This is a genomic window from Paenalcaligenes sp. Me52, from assembly GCF_050487965.1.
Taxonomy (GTDB): Bacteria; Pseudomonadota; Gammaproteobacteria; order Burkholderiales; family Burkholderiaceae_B; genus Paenalcaligenes.
This window is the reverse complement of the sequence record NZ_JBKQFO010000001.1, coordinates 1,775,545-1,790,623: the sequence shown is the minus strand read 5'-3', so window position 1 is coordinate 1,790,623 and position 15,079 is coordinate 1,775,545. Positions and strand designations below refer to the sequence as shown.

16 protein-coding genes and 1 pseudogene are annotated in these 15,079 nt (G+C 48.5%); 6 read left to right on the top strand and 11 right to left on the bottom strand.

Annotated elements, in window-relative coordinates; translation table 11 throughout:
* Positions 1-64 precede the first annotated feature (64 nt).
* The 4 genes from ACLO87_RS08445 to ACLO87_RS08430 form a co-directional block, all read right to left on the bottom strand.
* Positions 65-1,102: a FecR family protein gene (locus ACLO87_RS08445; protein ID WP_135862474.1), complete on the bottom strand. Its 1,038-nt coding sequence runs from the start codon at positions 1,100-1,102 to the stop codon at positions 65-67.
* Entirely contained in the window at positions 1,092-1,655 is a 564-nt protein-coding gene (locus ACLO87_RS08440) for an RNA polymerase sigma factor (protein WP_430223378.1), read from the bottom strand. Before ACLO87_RS08440 ends, ACLO87_RS08445 begins: the two co-directional genes overlap by 11 nt.
* A gap of 222 nt (positions 1,656-1,877) precedes the next feature.
* The gene (locus ACLO87_RS08435; RefSeq protein ID WP_430223377.1) at positions 1,878-2,513 is read right to left on the bottom strand and encodes a glutathione S-transferase family protein; all 636 of its coding nucleotides are present in this window, start codon (positions 2,511-2,513) and stop codon (positions 1,878-1,880) included.
* Positions 2,514-2,682: 169 nt separating this feature from the next.
* Positions 2,683-3,141 (bottom strand): SEL1-like repeat protein, encoded by a 459-nt coding sequence (locus tag ACLO87_RS08430; RefSeq protein WP_430223376.1) that lies wholly within the window; start codon positions 3,139-3,141, stop codon positions 2,683-2,685.
* A 318-nt stretch (positions 3,142-3,459) separates the two neighbouring features.
* On the opposite strand from ACLO87_RS08430, the gene ACLO87_RS08425 reads away from it, so the two are divergent.
* The gene (locus tag ACLO87_RS08425) at positions 3,460-3,894 is read left to right on the top strand and encodes an IrmA family protein (protein ID WP_135864502.1); all 435 of its coding nucleotides are present in this window, start codon (positions 3,460-3,462) and stop codon (positions 3,892-3,894) included.
* A gap of 55 nt (positions 3,895-3,949) precedes the next feature.
* On the opposite strand, the gene ACLO87_RS08420 is transcribed toward ACLO87_RS08425, so the two are convergent.
* On the bottom strand, positions 3,950-4,447 hold the full coding sequence (locus ACLO87_RS08420; protein WP_430223375.1) for an acyl-CoA thioesterase: 498 nt from the start codon (positions 4,445-4,447) through the stop codon (positions 3,950-3,952).
* A 248-nt stretch (positions 4,448-4,695) separates the two neighbouring features.
* Positions 4,696-7,146: a penicillin acylase family protein gene (locus tag ACLO87_RS08415; protein WP_430223374.1), complete on the bottom strand. Its 2,451-nt coding sequence runs from the start codon at positions 7,144-7,146 to the stop codon at positions 4,696-4,698.
* 207 nt (positions 7,147-7,353) lie between these two features.
* On the opposite strand from ACLO87_RS08415, the pseudogene ACLO87_RS08410 reads away from it, so the two are divergent.
* Positions 7,354-7,835, top strand: a pseudogene (locus ACLO87_RS08410) (OsmC family protein).
* Positions 7,836-7,923: 88 nt separating this feature from the next.
* The gene (locus ACLO87_RS08405) at positions 7,924-8,547 is read left to right on the top strand and encodes a tRNA-uridine aminocarboxypropyltransferase (protein WP_430223373.1); all 624 of its coding nucleotides are present in this window, start codon (positions 7,924-7,926) and stop codon (positions 8,545-8,547) included.
* 102 nt (positions 8,548-8,649) lie between these two features.
* Here the strand turns inward: ACLO87_RS08405 and ACLO87_RS08400 are convergent, their stop codons facing one another.
* The 5 genes from ACLO87_RS08400 to ACLO87_RS08380 form a co-directional block, all read right to left on the bottom strand.
* Positions 8,650-9,201, bottom strand: coding sequence for an NADPH-dependent FMN reductase (locus ACLO87_RS08400; protein WP_430223372.1), 552 nt, complete (start codon positions 9,199-9,201; stop codon positions 8,650-8,652).
* 316 nt (positions 9,202-9,517) lie between these two features.
* The gene (locus ACLO87_RS08395; RefSeq protein WP_430223371.1) at positions 9,518-11,056 is read right to left on the bottom strand and encodes a TerC family protein; all 1,539 of its coding nucleotides are present in this window, start codon (positions 11,054-11,056) and stop codon (positions 9,518-9,520) included.
* Between the two features lie 99 nt (positions 11,057-11,155).
* Positions 11,156-11,488 carry a hypothetical protein gene (locus ACLO87_RS08390; RefSeq protein ID WP_135866202.1) on the bottom strand — a complete coding sequence of 111 codons (333 nt, stop codon included), beginning with the start codon at positions 11,486-11,488 and terminating at the stop codon, positions 11,156-11,158.
* A gap of 106 nt (positions 11,489-11,594) precedes the next feature.
* The gene (locus tag ACLO87_RS08385; protein ID WP_430223370.1) at positions 11,595-12,143 is read right to left on the bottom strand and encodes a YqaA family protein; all 549 of its coding nucleotides are present in this window, start codon (positions 12,141-12,143) and stop codon (positions 11,595-11,597) included.
* A gap of 91 nt (positions 12,144-12,234) precedes the next feature.
* Positions 12,235-13,185 (bottom strand): LysR family transcriptional regulator, encoded by a 951-nt coding sequence (locus ACLO87_RS08380; RefSeq protein ID WP_430223369.1) that lies wholly within the window; start codon positions 13,183-13,185, stop codon positions 12,235-12,237.
* A gap of 239 nt (positions 13,186-13,424) precedes the next feature.
* Here ACLO87_RS08380 and ACLO87_RS08375 point away from each other — a divergent pair, with 239 nt between their 5' ends.
* Genes ACLO87_RS08375 through ACLO87_RS08365 form a run of 3 tightly spaced genes read left to right on the top strand, consistent with a single transcriptional unit; the run spans position 13,425 to position 15,053 of the window.
* Entirely contained in the window at positions 13,425-14,147 is a 723-nt protein-coding gene (locus ACLO87_RS08375) for a DsbA family protein (protein ID WP_430223368.1), read from the top strand.
* Positions 14,148-14,181: 34 nt separating this feature from the next.
* Complete coding sequence (locus ACLO87_RS08370; RefSeq protein WP_135866878.1) at positions 14,182-14,484, top strand: monooxygenase; 303 nt, start codon at positions 14,182-14,184, stop codon at positions 14,482-14,484.
* Positions 14,485-14,525: 41 nt separating this feature from the next.
* The gene (locus ACLO87_RS08365; RefSeq protein ID WP_430223367.1) at positions 14,526-15,053 is read left to right on the top strand and encodes a cytochrome b; all 528 of its coding nucleotides are present in this window, start codon (positions 14,526-14,528) and stop codon (positions 15,051-15,053) included.
* The last annotated feature ends 26 nt before the right edge of the window (positions 15,054-15,079 follow it).

The window sequence follows — 15,079 nt, the reverse complement described above, 5'->3', positions numbered from 1 at the left end:
TCTATAAAGAGTGGTTCTAGCGAAAACAGGCTACAGCAATACCCTGTTTAATTGTAACTAGATGTTATTTTGGGGTGATCAAATAGGTATTTTGTTCGGTTTCACGCACGTCCACGGGCAGTAGCTGGGTGAGAGCATTGAGAAAACCAACGGGGTTAGTGGTGTTAGCAAAGCCTGAAACTTTGTGGTGGCCTAAGCGCGGGTTAGCCAGTGAGATGGGTTTATCCGCATAGGGTTGTAGCGCCTCAATTACTTCGTATAGCGGCGTGTTCTTGAAGCTTAGCTGTCCTGTTTTCCATGAGCCTACAAGCTCTGGGGGTAGGGTGCTGTGTTGCTGTTGGCCGGTTTGTAGATTGATGGTTACCGCATGGCCTGCTCGCAATGTCGTGGTCTGGTTAGGGCTACTAACTTCAACAACCCCTTCGTTGACAGCGATGTAAGTGTTAGAGGGGGCTGCACGTACATTAAAGGCTGTGCCTACCACACGTATTTCGGTATTTGCTGCTTTCACGATAAAGCTGTGGTCACCTTGGGGAGCCACTGCAAAATAGGCTTCCCCTTGCAGTAGTTGCACTTCACGCTGATGCGGATAAAACTGCACACGTAGGTTACTGTCAGTGTTCACCGTTACGACCGTGCCATCCGGCAGTGTGACTGCTCGCTGTTCTGCACGAGCCGTTTGTATGGATTCACTAAATTCGGGCATAGAGGCGTACCAATAGTAGCCAGCTACACCAAGTATGACTGTTAGCGAGAGGGCGGCACCCATTGTCGTTCGTACGGGCAGTCGCAGGCTTGCACACCACTGACGCAAGCGCTGCCCAAGGCCTGTATTTTGGCGTGGATGGGAAAATGTGAGAGATGGCTGCGGTTCAGTTTGCAGGGAGGTAGATGCCGTCAGAGGTTCTGGACGTGGCACGTAGTCAAATAGTTGCCATGTTTGAGTGACTTCCTCATACGCCTTTTGATGGCGTGGGTCGGCATGTAGCCATTGTTCCAGTGCATGCTGATCATGGGCGGACCAGTGTTCGCTGTCTTGTTGACGAGCTAACCATTCAGAGGCTATTTCGTAGAAGTCCGCTACAGAAGAATCATGCGTCATCGTCTGTGCCTTTGGAGGAAAGAATGGACATCGCTTGCTCTGGGGAGTGCTCGATCCGTAATCGGCAATAGGCCACTGTTCTTGCTATATATCGGCTGACTAATGCACGGGATATGTTCAATTTTATTGCGATTTGTTCGTAGGTTAAGTGATCAAAGCGATGCAAAGAAAATGCCTCGCGCTGACGAGCGGGCAGCTCTTGTAGCGCCTGTTCTATTCGACTAAGCAATTGAGTGTTTTCCGCATGCTGTTGTGGGCATGAGTTACTGGGCGCAGCCGCGTACTGATCTTCAGACGCATCGTCAGAAAGAGAGAGTAGCACAGGAGCTTGCGCACGTTTTAGCCCTGTTTCACGTACGATGTTGACGGCAATTTTTGTAACGTAGGCTTTTGCGTTATCTGGTGGGGTTTCGTTTTTAGAGGCTGACCAGCGGGCAAAGGACTCTTGAGTGATGTCTTCTGCATCAGCATCATTACCTAATCTACGTTTTAAAAATCGAAATAACGGTAGTCGTAGCTTTAGGTAGGCTTGCTCTATGAACTCGTCACGCATGTCTAGTACTGAGCAGTAGAAACCAATATGGCGTTTCTTCGTAGGCAAAGTAACAGAGTAAAGCGGCTGAAAACAGAGGCTCTGCGTGTAGAGAACATGTGAGGGAGTGTGATGATAGAGGAAAACGAGAATTGTTTAATAATAACAATTATTCTCATTTCTATATAGAGAAATTCATCAACATCACATAGCACTCATTGCACGTTCACTTACGGAACTTACTTAATGCTGAATATCAGGCTCTTTAGCGGCGGCGTCAAACCATTCCTGCATCGCAGCTAAGGCTAAGATGCGATCAATCCATGCTTGGCATGCAGCGCTAACTGGCAGTTTATAGCGATGAATGCGGATAGCAACAGGAGCAAAAAATGCGTCCACAATAGTGAAGCTATTTCCAGCTAAGAAGGGGCCAGAAAAGCGCGTTAGCCCCATTTCCCAGAGTTGGTTGATGCGTTCCACGTCTTTAGTCAGCGCAGCATCCATGTGCTGCACAGGTGATTGTGGTTTGCAGTTCATGGGGCACTGATTACGTAATGCATGAAAACCTGAATGCATCTCGGCAGCAGCACTTCGTGCCCAGGCGCGAGCAACTTTGTCTTGTGGCCATGCAGCGGGATGGGACTCAGCAATATATTCGCAAATCGCTAAGGAGTCCCAAATTAGGGTGTCGCCGTCTTTCAGGCAGGGTACTAGACCTGTAGGTGAGAATTTTTTGAATCTCTCGTAGCTGCTTTTGCCGTGGGCGTCAAAACTCTCTACCGTTTCCTGAAAAGGAATGCCTAATGCTTTCAATAAAATCCAAGGGCGTAGTGACCAAGAGGAAAAGTTCTTGTTAGCGATATAGAGAGTCAGCATCATTACCTTTGTGCAGTGCAAACAGAAAGACGAATTTCAGTATAAAGTGCTCAATGCTGAAGAACGATGCGCTTTTTGCGTGAGTGTCAGACATCCAACAAAATGCGCTAGAACGCCTGAGTTCATAGCAGGTGTTCTAGAGCATTTTGGATGATGGCAGCATGTCTTACGATTACTTGCCTTGGTGTGCTTTGAGCTGCTGGTCACGCTCAATAACTGCTTGTTTTTGATTGTCAGGGTTACGGGCGTACTCTAACCATTCGACAATAATGGGGTGGTTGTCTAAGGCTTGTGCTTCGCGGGCTAATTGCAGTGCTTTTTCTACATTGATAGGCCCACAGATGCCGTTGAAGTAATGCTGAGACAGCGCAACCTTAGCATGCGGTAAGTTTAAATCACTACCGCGTTGTAGCCAGTTTTGGCCGGTGCGAACCACACTGCAATTGGTGTAGTAATGGCCTATTTCGTAATAGATGCGTCCCAGCGCCATAATAGAACCTTCGTCACCATTTTCTGCCGCTTTAGCTACTTCCAGCAGTTTTTCCTGACTAATAGGCATATCAGGATAGAAACTTTGCATGGCCGTTAAATAGCGAATGTCAGCGTTGCCACCCGTCAGCTCACGGCTCAAGACTATTTCACCCGTTGGCCCTTTATAGTTTACCCCGCAGGATGCCGGGTAAGGACCTTGTGGGTTTAAGCACTCGGCTTGTTCATTCACATAATCAGGAAGCGAGCAGCCTGCTATGGTGAAGAGCGTAAGGGCGGTGACTAAGGCGAATCTAGATAAAGAATGGCGCACAAGAATACGGTGTTATGAAGACGTAGAGACCAACTAGTCTACAGGCCTTAGGCTGATAGGGGATGGTATTTTTAATACCAGTCAGTGGTAATAAAGAGAGCTGGGCTAGAATGGCGATCACTTCAGGCAGGTTATCAGGGAGCAGAAATGAAAAATAGTAAAAACGTTTTGTATTCCGGGGTAGTGGCAATAGCGGCCATGTGTTTTAGTGTGAATGCTCATGCACTCGATATGTGGCATTCGAATACGGTATGGGCAAATCAAGGCATGTGCGCTGCTAATTTCACGTTTGATAGCGGGATGGAACTCGTAGGTAATTTAAAGGTTTCTATTGTTGCCGTAGAGAAAGGCACCAATAAAATAAAGGGCCAAGGAGTCATAGAACTAGAAGACTTCGGTGAATCCAGCGCTGATCGTTACGCTATAGGGTATTGGGAAAGTGAACTAGCGTGTGACGACAATTTATATTTGGTAGTGACTGAAGCCAAGGCAGATATTGATGGGGTTAGAGAGGATCTGCTAGAAAAAGGGCTGCTGAGAGCACGCGAATTTGCCCCTTACCAAATTAGAATTGAACGCTAAGCGAGACAAAGAAAAAGCCCCTAAAAGGGGCTTGTCGCACGCACAGTAATCTTGCTTACGCTCTGGCGGTTAGGCTCGCGTTTGCCTGCACCTCACGCTGACGCTGTTCGAACTCACGGCGTAATTCGCGTCGTACTTGCGCCGCTAAAAAGCGGCGTTTCTCGTCATCGGTTTGAGGCTGTAGAGAGGGTACGGCAATAGGTTTGCCATTTTCAACCGCGACCATCGTGAAGAAGCAGCTATTCACGTGACGTACAATGCCGCTGCGTATGTCTTCGGCAATCACCTTGATACCAATTTCCATAGACGATGTACCGGTGTGATTCACGCTGGCTAGAAAGGTCACCAGTTCGCCCACATGAATAGGCTGTTTAAAGGTTACTTGATCCACGCTCAGTGTCACGACGTAGCTTTTGGCGTAACGGCTAGCACAGGCGTAGGCCACTTGGTCCAGCAGTTTAAGAATGGTGCCACCATGCACGTTTCCGGAAAAGTTCGCTGTATCGGGAGTCATCAATACAGTCATGCTTAATTGGTGGGCGGGCAAATCCATTGTGTAACGTCCTTGTTTGGATACAAATAACGATGCCATACACAAGAGTAAAGGCACCGTTGAAAGAAATCAGTAGTAGGGTAAAACGCAGAAAGCAGGCTACGTAGTAGGCTGCTTCGTGTTGCTCATTATATGCCACGGCTTGAGTAGACTGGCTTGAAATGGCCGTTATAAGCAGATGAGTGATGTGAAAAATCCTCAGCAGGGCTGAGGATTTCCATAAGCTGATAACCAGTAGCGTTACGGTATTAGTTTTCTACGATCAATACGGTGCTTTCTACTGTCGTTGCTTTGATGTCATCCACGGTTGAGCTGACAGGTTTGCAACCAAAGTTTTGGTATAGGGCGAGTTGATCATCGTAGTGCGGGCTTTTCTTACCATGCCTGTCGATGAAACCGCTTTGGCCCGGAGGCATCGCGTCGCAAAACTCGACTTTGTCCTCATAGAACACAATGCGGTTGTTCTCTGTGCCTCGGTTTTGATAACCCGTGAAGCTGAACGTATTACCCGCTGTGGTTTGTGGGGTGCCGGTAAAGTTGCGATCGCTAAACTTATGAACTGAACTGCTCATTTTCCAGTTAGCCATATCGTCACCTTGCTCCGCTTTTAAGCGTTGGTAGGTATTTTCTAAGGCTTGCTGCATGACCTCGGTAGAGGGTTTTTGCGCAAAGAAGTTATGGCGTTGTGGGTCGGGGTTTTGTTCTAAATCCAGTGCGCGCAGCAGGACTTTAGTACCCATGCTGAGGTTGATAGAGCCTGGGTTAGGGCCATTGGTGCTCGCAAAGCCGGTGTTGGTGTAGCTGGCTTGATGGGCTTCTGGCAAGACTGGTACCAGCACTAGCTTGTACATTTCCTCCAGCCACGTTTTGAAAATCAAACGTTCAGGGCCAACGTTAACGCCGTTGCCGTCATCCGTTTCCAAACCATCCCACTGCAGCAGAAGCGCTGTCATGTCGTGCGTAGGTGTATTGGTTGCCTGTTTGTTGGCAGCCGCTTGTAAGTGCGGCTGGAAGTAGCGCCAGTTCACGTCGTGGTAGGAAGCAGGGCGATTGAAGTCCCAAATTTCTTGCAGCGTGAATTTATCTTTTTGCGCAAACTGCACATTTAATTCGTTGACCCTATCACCGTAGGTCCAGTAGTAGGCATCGGTATTGGTCTTGTCGGGTGCGGGGCGATTATTCCAGTTGCTTAGGTAGCCTTGCTGAGGGTTGTAAGCCTTAGGCGTGGCGCTAAAGTCATGTATACCTTCCCATTCCATGCTGCCATCGCCCAAGGCGGGAATGCGCATGTCTTGGTTTGCGGGGCGTTTAGGCAGAAAGCCGGGCGATACATAGCCTATGTTGCCGTTTTTGTCGGCGTAATACCAGTTGATGGAAATGGCCATTTTCTCGGCTTGTGCTAAGAAATCTTCCCAATTTTGCGCTTTGGCGATATTCAGCCATGCCAATAAGGATTGCACTTCGTAGCCGTCCCAACTGCGTTTCTTACTGTATGCCACCTTGTTTTGATTATCTACAGCCATAACGGGGCCATGCACCGTGCGCTGTAACGTCACGACGGTATCTGGCTGGCCTTTTACTTTAATGGTTTCTTGACGCTCTTCTATGTCTAGGTATTCGTTGTTGTAGCGATACTGAGCAGGATTATTGGGGTTTAGTTGCTCTTGGTAGATATCAACCACATCTTGCGGGCCGGCGGTTGCTCCCCAAGCGATTTGGTTATTGGTACCAAACAGCACGATAGGGTATGCAAAGGGTGTGTTACCCGACACGTTGAAGCCCGCACCGTGTAAGCCTATGCCATAGGTGTAGCTAGGGTTATACCAGCCGAACTGAGGGCCATTAATCAAAATGGTGGCGTTCTCTTCTACGCGATGCGGTTGGGTAGACCAGAGGTTACTGGCTTTGGGTACAAAGTCTGGCCCTGTACCGCCCCAGCGTGTAGCGGTGTCTTGCAAAATGGATTGCGCTGTTTCTGTGGAGAGGGCAACCAATTGTTGTGGCGCAGGCTGGTGGTAGGACACCGGTTTTTCAGTGGCTGATTTAGGCACTGTAGTGGGGGAGTTGGGATCATTCACCCACAGCAGTTCATTGAAAATGCGTTCAGCCTCGGCTTTGTCGTGTTTGGCTTCCAGATCGTTTAGCAAACTTAACGACCCCATTTCCAAGTTCACGTCAGAAAAGCGGTTCGCCATAGAGCCTACCCAAATCATGGCCACATCAAAGGCCGAGATAGGCGTAGGAGCAAAGTCGAAGTCTACATACTCTTTGGGCAGCAGCTCTGGCTTTTTGAGCACTTGAGCCAGATACGCGTTATAGCCGTCGGCGTAGCCTTTGAAAATGCTGGCATCCTCTTCGGGCAAGGCAGCAAGCTGTTTGTTGATAGATTCGGGGTTGAAGTTGCGGCGTACATTGATGTCGTAATTCAAGTAGACGTTGTTATCACCAGCACCTAATACTTCTGCAGTCGTCCCTACAAAGGATCGGCGTGCCATGTCCAATTGAAAGAGGCGATCTTGTGCGACCGCGTAGCCATAGCCGTAAAACAGACCGTAGTTACTGTCGGCGAACACGTGAGGTACGCCGTAGGCATCCCGATTTATTTCTACCGTTACGGGGGCGGCATGGGCCACAGAAAGTAGGGCACTGGCTAATAAACTCAAACTAAAAGCTGTTTTTTTCAAAGCAGAGGATCGCACTCGTTGTCTCCTGGCGCTATACGCATATAGCGGTTAATACATTACTTATTTTTGATTTATTAGAGTAATTCTGTAATGTTTAAACTTGAAATAAGGGCTTGTCCTAGTTGTTCAACGATTGTGTGTCGCGTGGTGGTTTGTGTTTGCCGCCTTTTAGAAGCTGGATTAAGCTAGTGAATCAACCCCTTACTGTGTTACGAGCACCCTATGAGCCACGCCTATTTCGCCCGCGTTCACTGGCAACGCCAGCCTGATGAAGATTTTCTGATAACAAATACAGCAGATTGCATCAATGGACCTTCGATGAGGGGGTGAGCATTCCTGCTTCATCGTCTGTACATTCTGTTCCGCTACCATACTCAACCTTAGCGGCAGTGGACCCAGAAGAGGCCTTGGTGGCTGCGGTTTCCAGTTGTCATATGTTGTGGTTCTTGGGCTTAGCGGCCAAGAAAAGATGGGTGGTAGAGAGTTACGATGACAACCCGCAGGGCACGATGGGAAAGAACAGTCACGGTAAAATGGCCATCACGGAAATAGTCTTAAAACCGAAGATTGTGTTTTCGGGCAGTCACCAACCTAGCGAAGATGAAATTGCTAAAAATCATGAGCAGGCGCACGAGAACTGCTATATTGCGCACTCTATTTTGGCAACCGTTACCGTGGATGGTGAAAATCACTACGCAGGCTAAGGAAGCTAAATACCTATTCTGTAGGTTGTATAAGTGGGGGCGAACGGCGCTTTCGCATTAGGCAATAGGGTCTAGTATCAACACAGTTATGTCTGAATCTAAAAAAACGGCGCGCCCTATGTGCGAGCGTTGTGCACGGCCTGTTTCACATTGTTTGTGTGCACACATAAGCGTAGTGCCAAATCGCATTAGCGTACTGGTACTACAGCACCCAGATGAGCAAAAACATCCCTTAAATACTGCACGTTTGGCTGTATTAGGCTTAGAGCAGGCCGAGCTGTGGGTAGGAGAGCATTTCCCCCAATTGGAAGAAAAGCTTGCAACGGTGGATGCGGCGTTTCTACTGTTCCCAGCAAAGGAACACAACGTGATGCAGCCTTTAGTGGCTATAGATGCAACGAAGGCTGCATTGCTGATTGTGCCCGATGGCACGTGGCGTAATGCGCGGAAAATCATTCAGTCCAACCCCTTGTTAAGCGGCTTGCCGCATCTTAGCTTGCCAGTTGGAGAGCCGTCTTTGTATAGAGTGCGTAAAGCAACAGAAGTGGCAGCGGTAGCGACCATCGAAGCTATTGTTCGCTCATTGACGGTATTAGAGCCAGAAAGTGATTTTCAGCCTTTATTAAAGCCGTTCAACGTTTTGGTAGAGCAGCAGATTGAGGCGATGGGGGCAGAGGTGTACGCGCGTAACTATGGGCGCAGAGGCAGCTGAAAACAGAGCAGTAGTATATAAAAAGGACTTATAGCCATGACGCTGTAAGTCCTTTTTTACTAGCAAGGTCACGTGCGAATGCTACGCATGGGCCTCATAGTCTTATTTCTGATGTTTGCGTACCCAGTCGGCGTAACGATTGACCCAGTTTTGCAGGAAGTCTTTGCTTGCCGGCCCAATGTTGCCATCCGCATCGAAAAAGCCATCTTTGTGCTGGAGGAAAATCTCAGGTTGTTGAAGCGTCGGGACGTCAAGGAACGTGAGCACGTTACGTAGGTGCTGCTGCGCTAAGGCTGTACCAATAGCACCAATGGAGATCCCCAAAACACCAGCAGGTAGGCCAGCCCAGACGTTCTGACCATAAGGGCGTGAACCTTGGTCTAGCGCGTTCTTCAATACACCAGGTATGGAGCGATTGTATTCAGGGGTGACAAACAGCAGCCCATTGGCAGCCTGTATTTTTGCTTTGAACGCCAACACAGCGTCTGACGGTTGAGCGTCAGCATCTTGGTTGTACAGTGGCAGGTTACCAATATCTATAAATTCACAAACGAAATCGGCAGGAGCCAAACGAACAAGCGCTTGAGCGAGCTGACGATTAAAAGAGTCCTTTCTCAGGCTACCTACTACTACTGCAATTTTAAATTGATTCATATTACTGGTATCCATGTTCTGAGTGCTCGCCTAGCGATGCTAAACACTCTGGGTTAAGAAATGATGTGCTTATGTTTGGAAAATATACGTTAAAGAATGTGTTGTTTAGGTTTGTTAATTATGGACGATCTTGGCATTCAATGCGTTGAGATAATGCATAAAAGAATGGTTTTGCCTTATTCTACCTTGCCCTAGATGACATTTTTTAGAACTGTGAACGGACAATGGGCGCTAGTTGCGAAGGCGCTTTTACAATGGTAGGTGACAAGGCTGCTGTGTCGTGGGGCAGCAGCCTTGTGTGGCGAGAGCCTGCTTGTTAGCGTGAACGTGTCACTTCCAACGTGGCAATACGTCGGTTAGCGATGCCCGTAATCGTGATATGTAGATCGTCTATTTCTGTTGTAGCACCAACCTCAGGCAAGTTACCAAAGACGTCTAGCAGTAGTCCAGCAATAGAGCTAAACCCGTTAGCCCGTGCCAGTAGCGTGTCACTTTCAAGCGTTTGGGCAAGGTAGTGTAAGTCGGTGGTGCCGTCTACACGCCATGTGTCGGGAGCTATGCATTCAATCGTCGGGTGTTCGTCTTCATCCGGGAACTCACCTGCAATGGCTTCAAGAATATCTATAGGCGTAAGCAAACCTTGAATGGTGCCGTATTCGTCGGTCACCAGTACTAACTGACCACGGGATTTCTTAAGTATATCCATGGCCTGCAAGACGCCTGTGGCCTCGTGAACAATAATAGGTTCGCGCAAAGAAGGCAGCTTTTGCAGATCGGCGTTATCAAGCATGTCGGCCATCAGATCCTTAGCCCGCGCAACGCCTAAGGTGTTGTCTAGTTGGCCCCGACTTACAGGGAAAAAGCTGTGTGGCGTTTCGCGTAAAAGCTGTTGTATGACGGTGGGGTCATCATCCAAGTTGATCCACGATATTTCAGCACGTGGGGTCATGATGGAACGAATGGAGCGAGCACCCAATGTCAGTACACCGCTGACCATATTTCGTTCCTCAGGGCCAAAGGCTGTTTGGCCGCTGTTTTGTTCGTCGTGGGCATCTTCTTCTGTACTTTCAGAGCGTTTGCGATCACCCAACAAACGTAGAACGGCGTCAGCGGTACGATCACGCAACGGTAGACGAGCTTCATTTTTAAGTGAACTGCGACGTGCCCATTGGTTGAAGAACTCAATCACAATAGAAAAACCGATGGCAGCGTATAAGTAGCCCTTAGGAATCTTGAAGCCCAAGCCTTCGGCGGTTAGCGTCAAACCTATCATCAAGAGAAAGCTTAAACACAGCACCACAACGGTAGGATGCGCGCTAACGAAACGTGTCAGTGGCTTAGAGGCCCACATCATCATTGCCATAGAAATCACAACGGCTGCCATCATGACAGGTAGCTCATCCACCATACCGATGGCGGTAATGACCGCATCTAACGAGAATACGGCATCCAACACAATGATTTGAGCCACGACCACGGCAAAGCTAGCATAGGTTTTAGAGCTACTTTGTTGATGGGGTGTGCCTTCTAAGCGTTCATGCAGTTCAGAGGTGGCTTTTAGCAAAAGGAAAAGGCCGCCTAACAGCAGAATTAAGTCTCGTCCTGAGAATGAATAGGACGCGATAGAAAATAAGGGCGTGGTGAGTGTCACCAACCACGAGACGATGGTGAGCAAACCCAAACGCATCACCAGTGCGAGCGATAGGCCTATTAAGCGTGCTTTATCACGTTGATGCGGGGGCAGTTTATCAGCCAGGATGGCGATAAAAATAAGATTATCTATACCCAGTACTATTTCTAGTACAACCAGAGTCAGCAGACCCACCCATATATTAGGGTCTAAAAACCATTCCATATTATGCCTACAAAATTAAGTAAAACCTGATGCAATACCATCGTCAGAAAAAGAGATGGGCAAAACCTACAACGCATACAAAATGCATGTTGAGTGGGGTTAAATGCGGGGCGGTTTTCGTCGTGGCGGATACGCTAACGGAGAGGCTTGAGCACTATAGCTAGGCCATTGCTCAAACAAGAGTGGAGTGTGTAAGTACAGTTCTGCACTGTTCACAGAATCACTAATATCAGCATGCACCGTTTGTTGGCCCTTAGGTTTATCTAAGAAAAGCGTGGTGCTTTTGATGATGCTTCTGTCTGTGGTGGTTGCCGTTTCAGCGACCTCGGTAGCCGTGCTGGTATGAGGTACCGTAGGTAAGTCTGCTAGAGACTCAGCTAATACTTGAATGGGCAGAATGAACAGTAAAAAGAGGACGATAAATCGTCGCATACGGGCAGAAAGAAGTTTTGATTTGTTCAGTATAACGTAAGAGATAGTCAGTTTTTGTTTTTTTATAGACTAGAGACGGGTGCCCCGTTTAAGGGGCACTCGCACGTCAAGACAATGCCAGCCAGAGACCAGCAACAATAACGATGGCGACAGTGGCCCAACCTAAGCGGTCTACATAGCGATGTAACAAGCCTTCCATACGAGGGCCGCCCCATGCGAGTAAACCTGCCACCAAAAAGAAGCGCATGCCCCTACCAATCATCGCCGCCAGAACAAAGGGGGCAAATGCCATGGCCATAGCACCGCCCGCTAGCGTAAAGACTTTAAAGGGGATGGGGGAGAAGCCAGCCACAAAAATAGCCCAGAAACCGTAGTCTTTAAACCAAGCAATAGCAGTTTCATAAGCAGGCCAGTAACTGCTGCTTTCTAACCAGGGCTGTATAGCACTAAAGGCATAGTAGCCAATCAAGTAGCCCAGTATGCCGCCTATAACAGACGCTAATGTCGTGATTAAAGCAAACCACCATGCACGCTTAGGTGTTGCCATACACATGGGGGCGAGCATGACATCCGGCGGGACGGGGAAGAATATGGACTCAAAAAAACTGAGTGTGCCAAGGATAAAAGGCGCTTTAGGGTCACGGGACCACGTCATTGCGCGAGCATACAACGGTGAGAATATCTTCATGCAAGAAGGTAGGGACGTAGGTCTATAAGTAAAGGTGGCATAGCGTAGCAGAAACTGCTTACGATGAGGCGTTCTCGGATAGTGTCTTGGCTAATTCGGATGGTGACATGGGGATATTGGGGTTGCACTGTATCAGTTCCCGCGACCAATCCACAAAGCAGCGCACACGTTTGGAAAGGTGCTTGTTGGTGGGGTACAGGATATGTATGGGGCGGGCTTTGAAACTCCAAAGTGGCAAGACAGGTATTAGAGCACCTGTTTGTATAAAAGTTCTGACGGCAAAGGGGGATCCTGGGCAGATGCCTGCGCCCGAGATGCACGATGTAATGGCAATGTCGGGGTCATCAAACAGCAGGCCCGCATTGTGAGGCACGTTAAACACGTCTGTGTCAGAGTAAAGCTCCCAAGCCAAGGGGTGACGTTGCCCAGCAAACCAAGAGAGTCGATGGTGAGCAGACAGTTCTTTGGGGTGTTTAGGTACGCCTGCTTTTTGAAGATAATTAGGCGCGGCATATAGCCCAAACTGTACATCAGCAAGGTGTATTCCGATGTGGCTGGAGTCTTCTAATGGCCCACCCCTAAAGGCGCAATCTATACCGTCTTCCAACAAATGGCTGACGCGGTCGCTGGCACCTAGCTGTATAGCAATATCGGGGTAGCGCGTTTGAAAGTCGTGCAAGTGTGGGGCAAGAATCCAACGTGCAACTGACACTAAGGCCTCAACGCGTAATTTACCTTTGGGCTCGGTATTGGCGACTTTTAGCGTGTTTTCTAAGGCGTCAATATCGCGCAGTATTTCTTGGCATTTGGCGTAATAGACTTTGCCATCTTCAGTGAGCCTTAATGACCTTGTAGTGCGATGCAGTAGCCTGACGTGTAGGTGGCGTTCTAAGTCAGACACCCGTTGTGATACACGCGCCTTAGGCAGAGCGAGAAGATCAGCAGCCTTGGTGAAGCTACCGGTTTCTACAACCAGCGCAAAGGCCTCCATAGCGGCAAGTTTATCCATATGTCATTAGTAATGAATATTGAACAATTACTGTATTTAAGCACACTCTAGCACTTGCTTTATTAGTTTGCAGATAGCTTGGTAAAGAGTTGTAATCCTTTATGGATAAAGCATTGAGTGGATATTTGAGTTTTTTTATTGTTCAGTATTATTGAACAATGAAATCACAATAAGCCTCTTACTGATTCAGGGCAGGTTGCGTAGACTGTACAGAGCTAATCCAGAAGGAGTCTGTACAAATGATGAATTGCGATCCTGTTACCGGTGCGTGTTTATTACCCGAGTTAGATACAGCCACCAGCGTGAAGCCGACGTTACGTCAAGGCTTAGCGGTGCGCTACGTTGGCGACCCTATGTGTTCATGGTGTTGGGGTATTTCACCTACGGTTAAAGTATTAGCTGATTTTTGTGCGGCAGAAGGTATAGCGTTTTCTATCACCATGGGTGGTTTGCGGGCCGGCGGCGGCGACCCATGGAGCCCGCAGTTCAAAGATTTTCTGCGTAATGAATGGCAGCACATTGCTAAGGTTACAGGCCAGCCTTTTGGCTTTACGTTGTTAGAGGCGCCGCATTTTAACTACGATACCGAGCCCGCCTGCCGTGCGGTGGCAACGGTAAAGCTGCTTCAAGCAAAACATAATCTGCCAGAAGCTGTAGTTCTGCAGTTTTTCTCTGCGATCCAACAGAAATTTTATGTAGAAGGGCAAGACACCACCAAGCTAGATTTCTACGCTGAAATTTGTGTGCGTTTAGGGCTGGATGTGGTTGAGTTCAATGCGTTGTTTGAGTCGCCAGAAGCCAAGCAAGCGGTACATCAAGAGTTCGTGCGTTGCAGGCAATGGGGAGTACGTTCTTTCCCTACGATTTTGTTGGAACGTAATGGTGAAATGTCTGCGTTAGCGGTGGGTATGGTGAAGGCAGACCAATTGCTGACGGCACTCAAACAAGCAATAGCCGCCTAAGCCTTTAGGCGGTACACGATACAAGGAGCACGCAATGCACTACATCCTTCAAGTTGATTTCCCGTACACCGGCCCGTGGGGCAACGACATGGTTCCCGCGATGGAAGGCTTGGCGCAGTCTATCGCCAAAGAGGCAGGACTGATTTGGAAAATATGGACTGAGAACGCCGCAGAGAATGAGGCAGGGGGGATCTATCTGTTTGCTGATAAAGCCAATGCTGAGCGTTATTTGGCATTGCATGCAGATCGTTTAAAGCAAGCAGGCATCCCTCATGTGAATGCCAAGATATTTGCAGTGAACGAAGCGCTTTCCAACATAGATGGCTGGAGCGCCTAAGCGTAGAAAACTACGTCACAACACATTCAATGGAGTATGAAATGCAGGACAATCACGAGCGTTATGGTTTGGTTTCTAGGGTATTGCACTGGGGAATGGCCGCTATCCTCCTATGGCAGTTCTTGGGTATGGTGCTATTGATTATCCTGGGCGAGACACCGCTTACGTATTTCTTCCTAGGTACACACGGGCCGCTGGGGGCTGTGCTTTTTGTGTTGATTGTGATCCGTTTGGGATGGGTTGGTCGTAATGCAAGCAACCGTCCTCAGCCAGAAGATTCCTGTAGTGGGAAGTTGGCCAGTATTGGTCACAAGCTGCTGTATATGCTGATGATTGTTGTGCCGTTACTGGCCTTGTTGCGTAGCTATGGTTCGGGTCGTGCTTTTGCCCCCTTTGGCATTTCCCTTTGGGAAGCCAGTGAACAGAAAATTGGCTGGATGATTTCCGTAGGTAATGCAGCACATGGTATTTTGGCTTGGGTATTGTTGGCCATGATTGCTGGGCATGTGGGTTTTGCCATCTGGCATAAAGCTATCAAGCGCGATCAGGTATGGAGTCGCATGGTGTAAATGCCTACCTACTGAGTGTGTAGAAA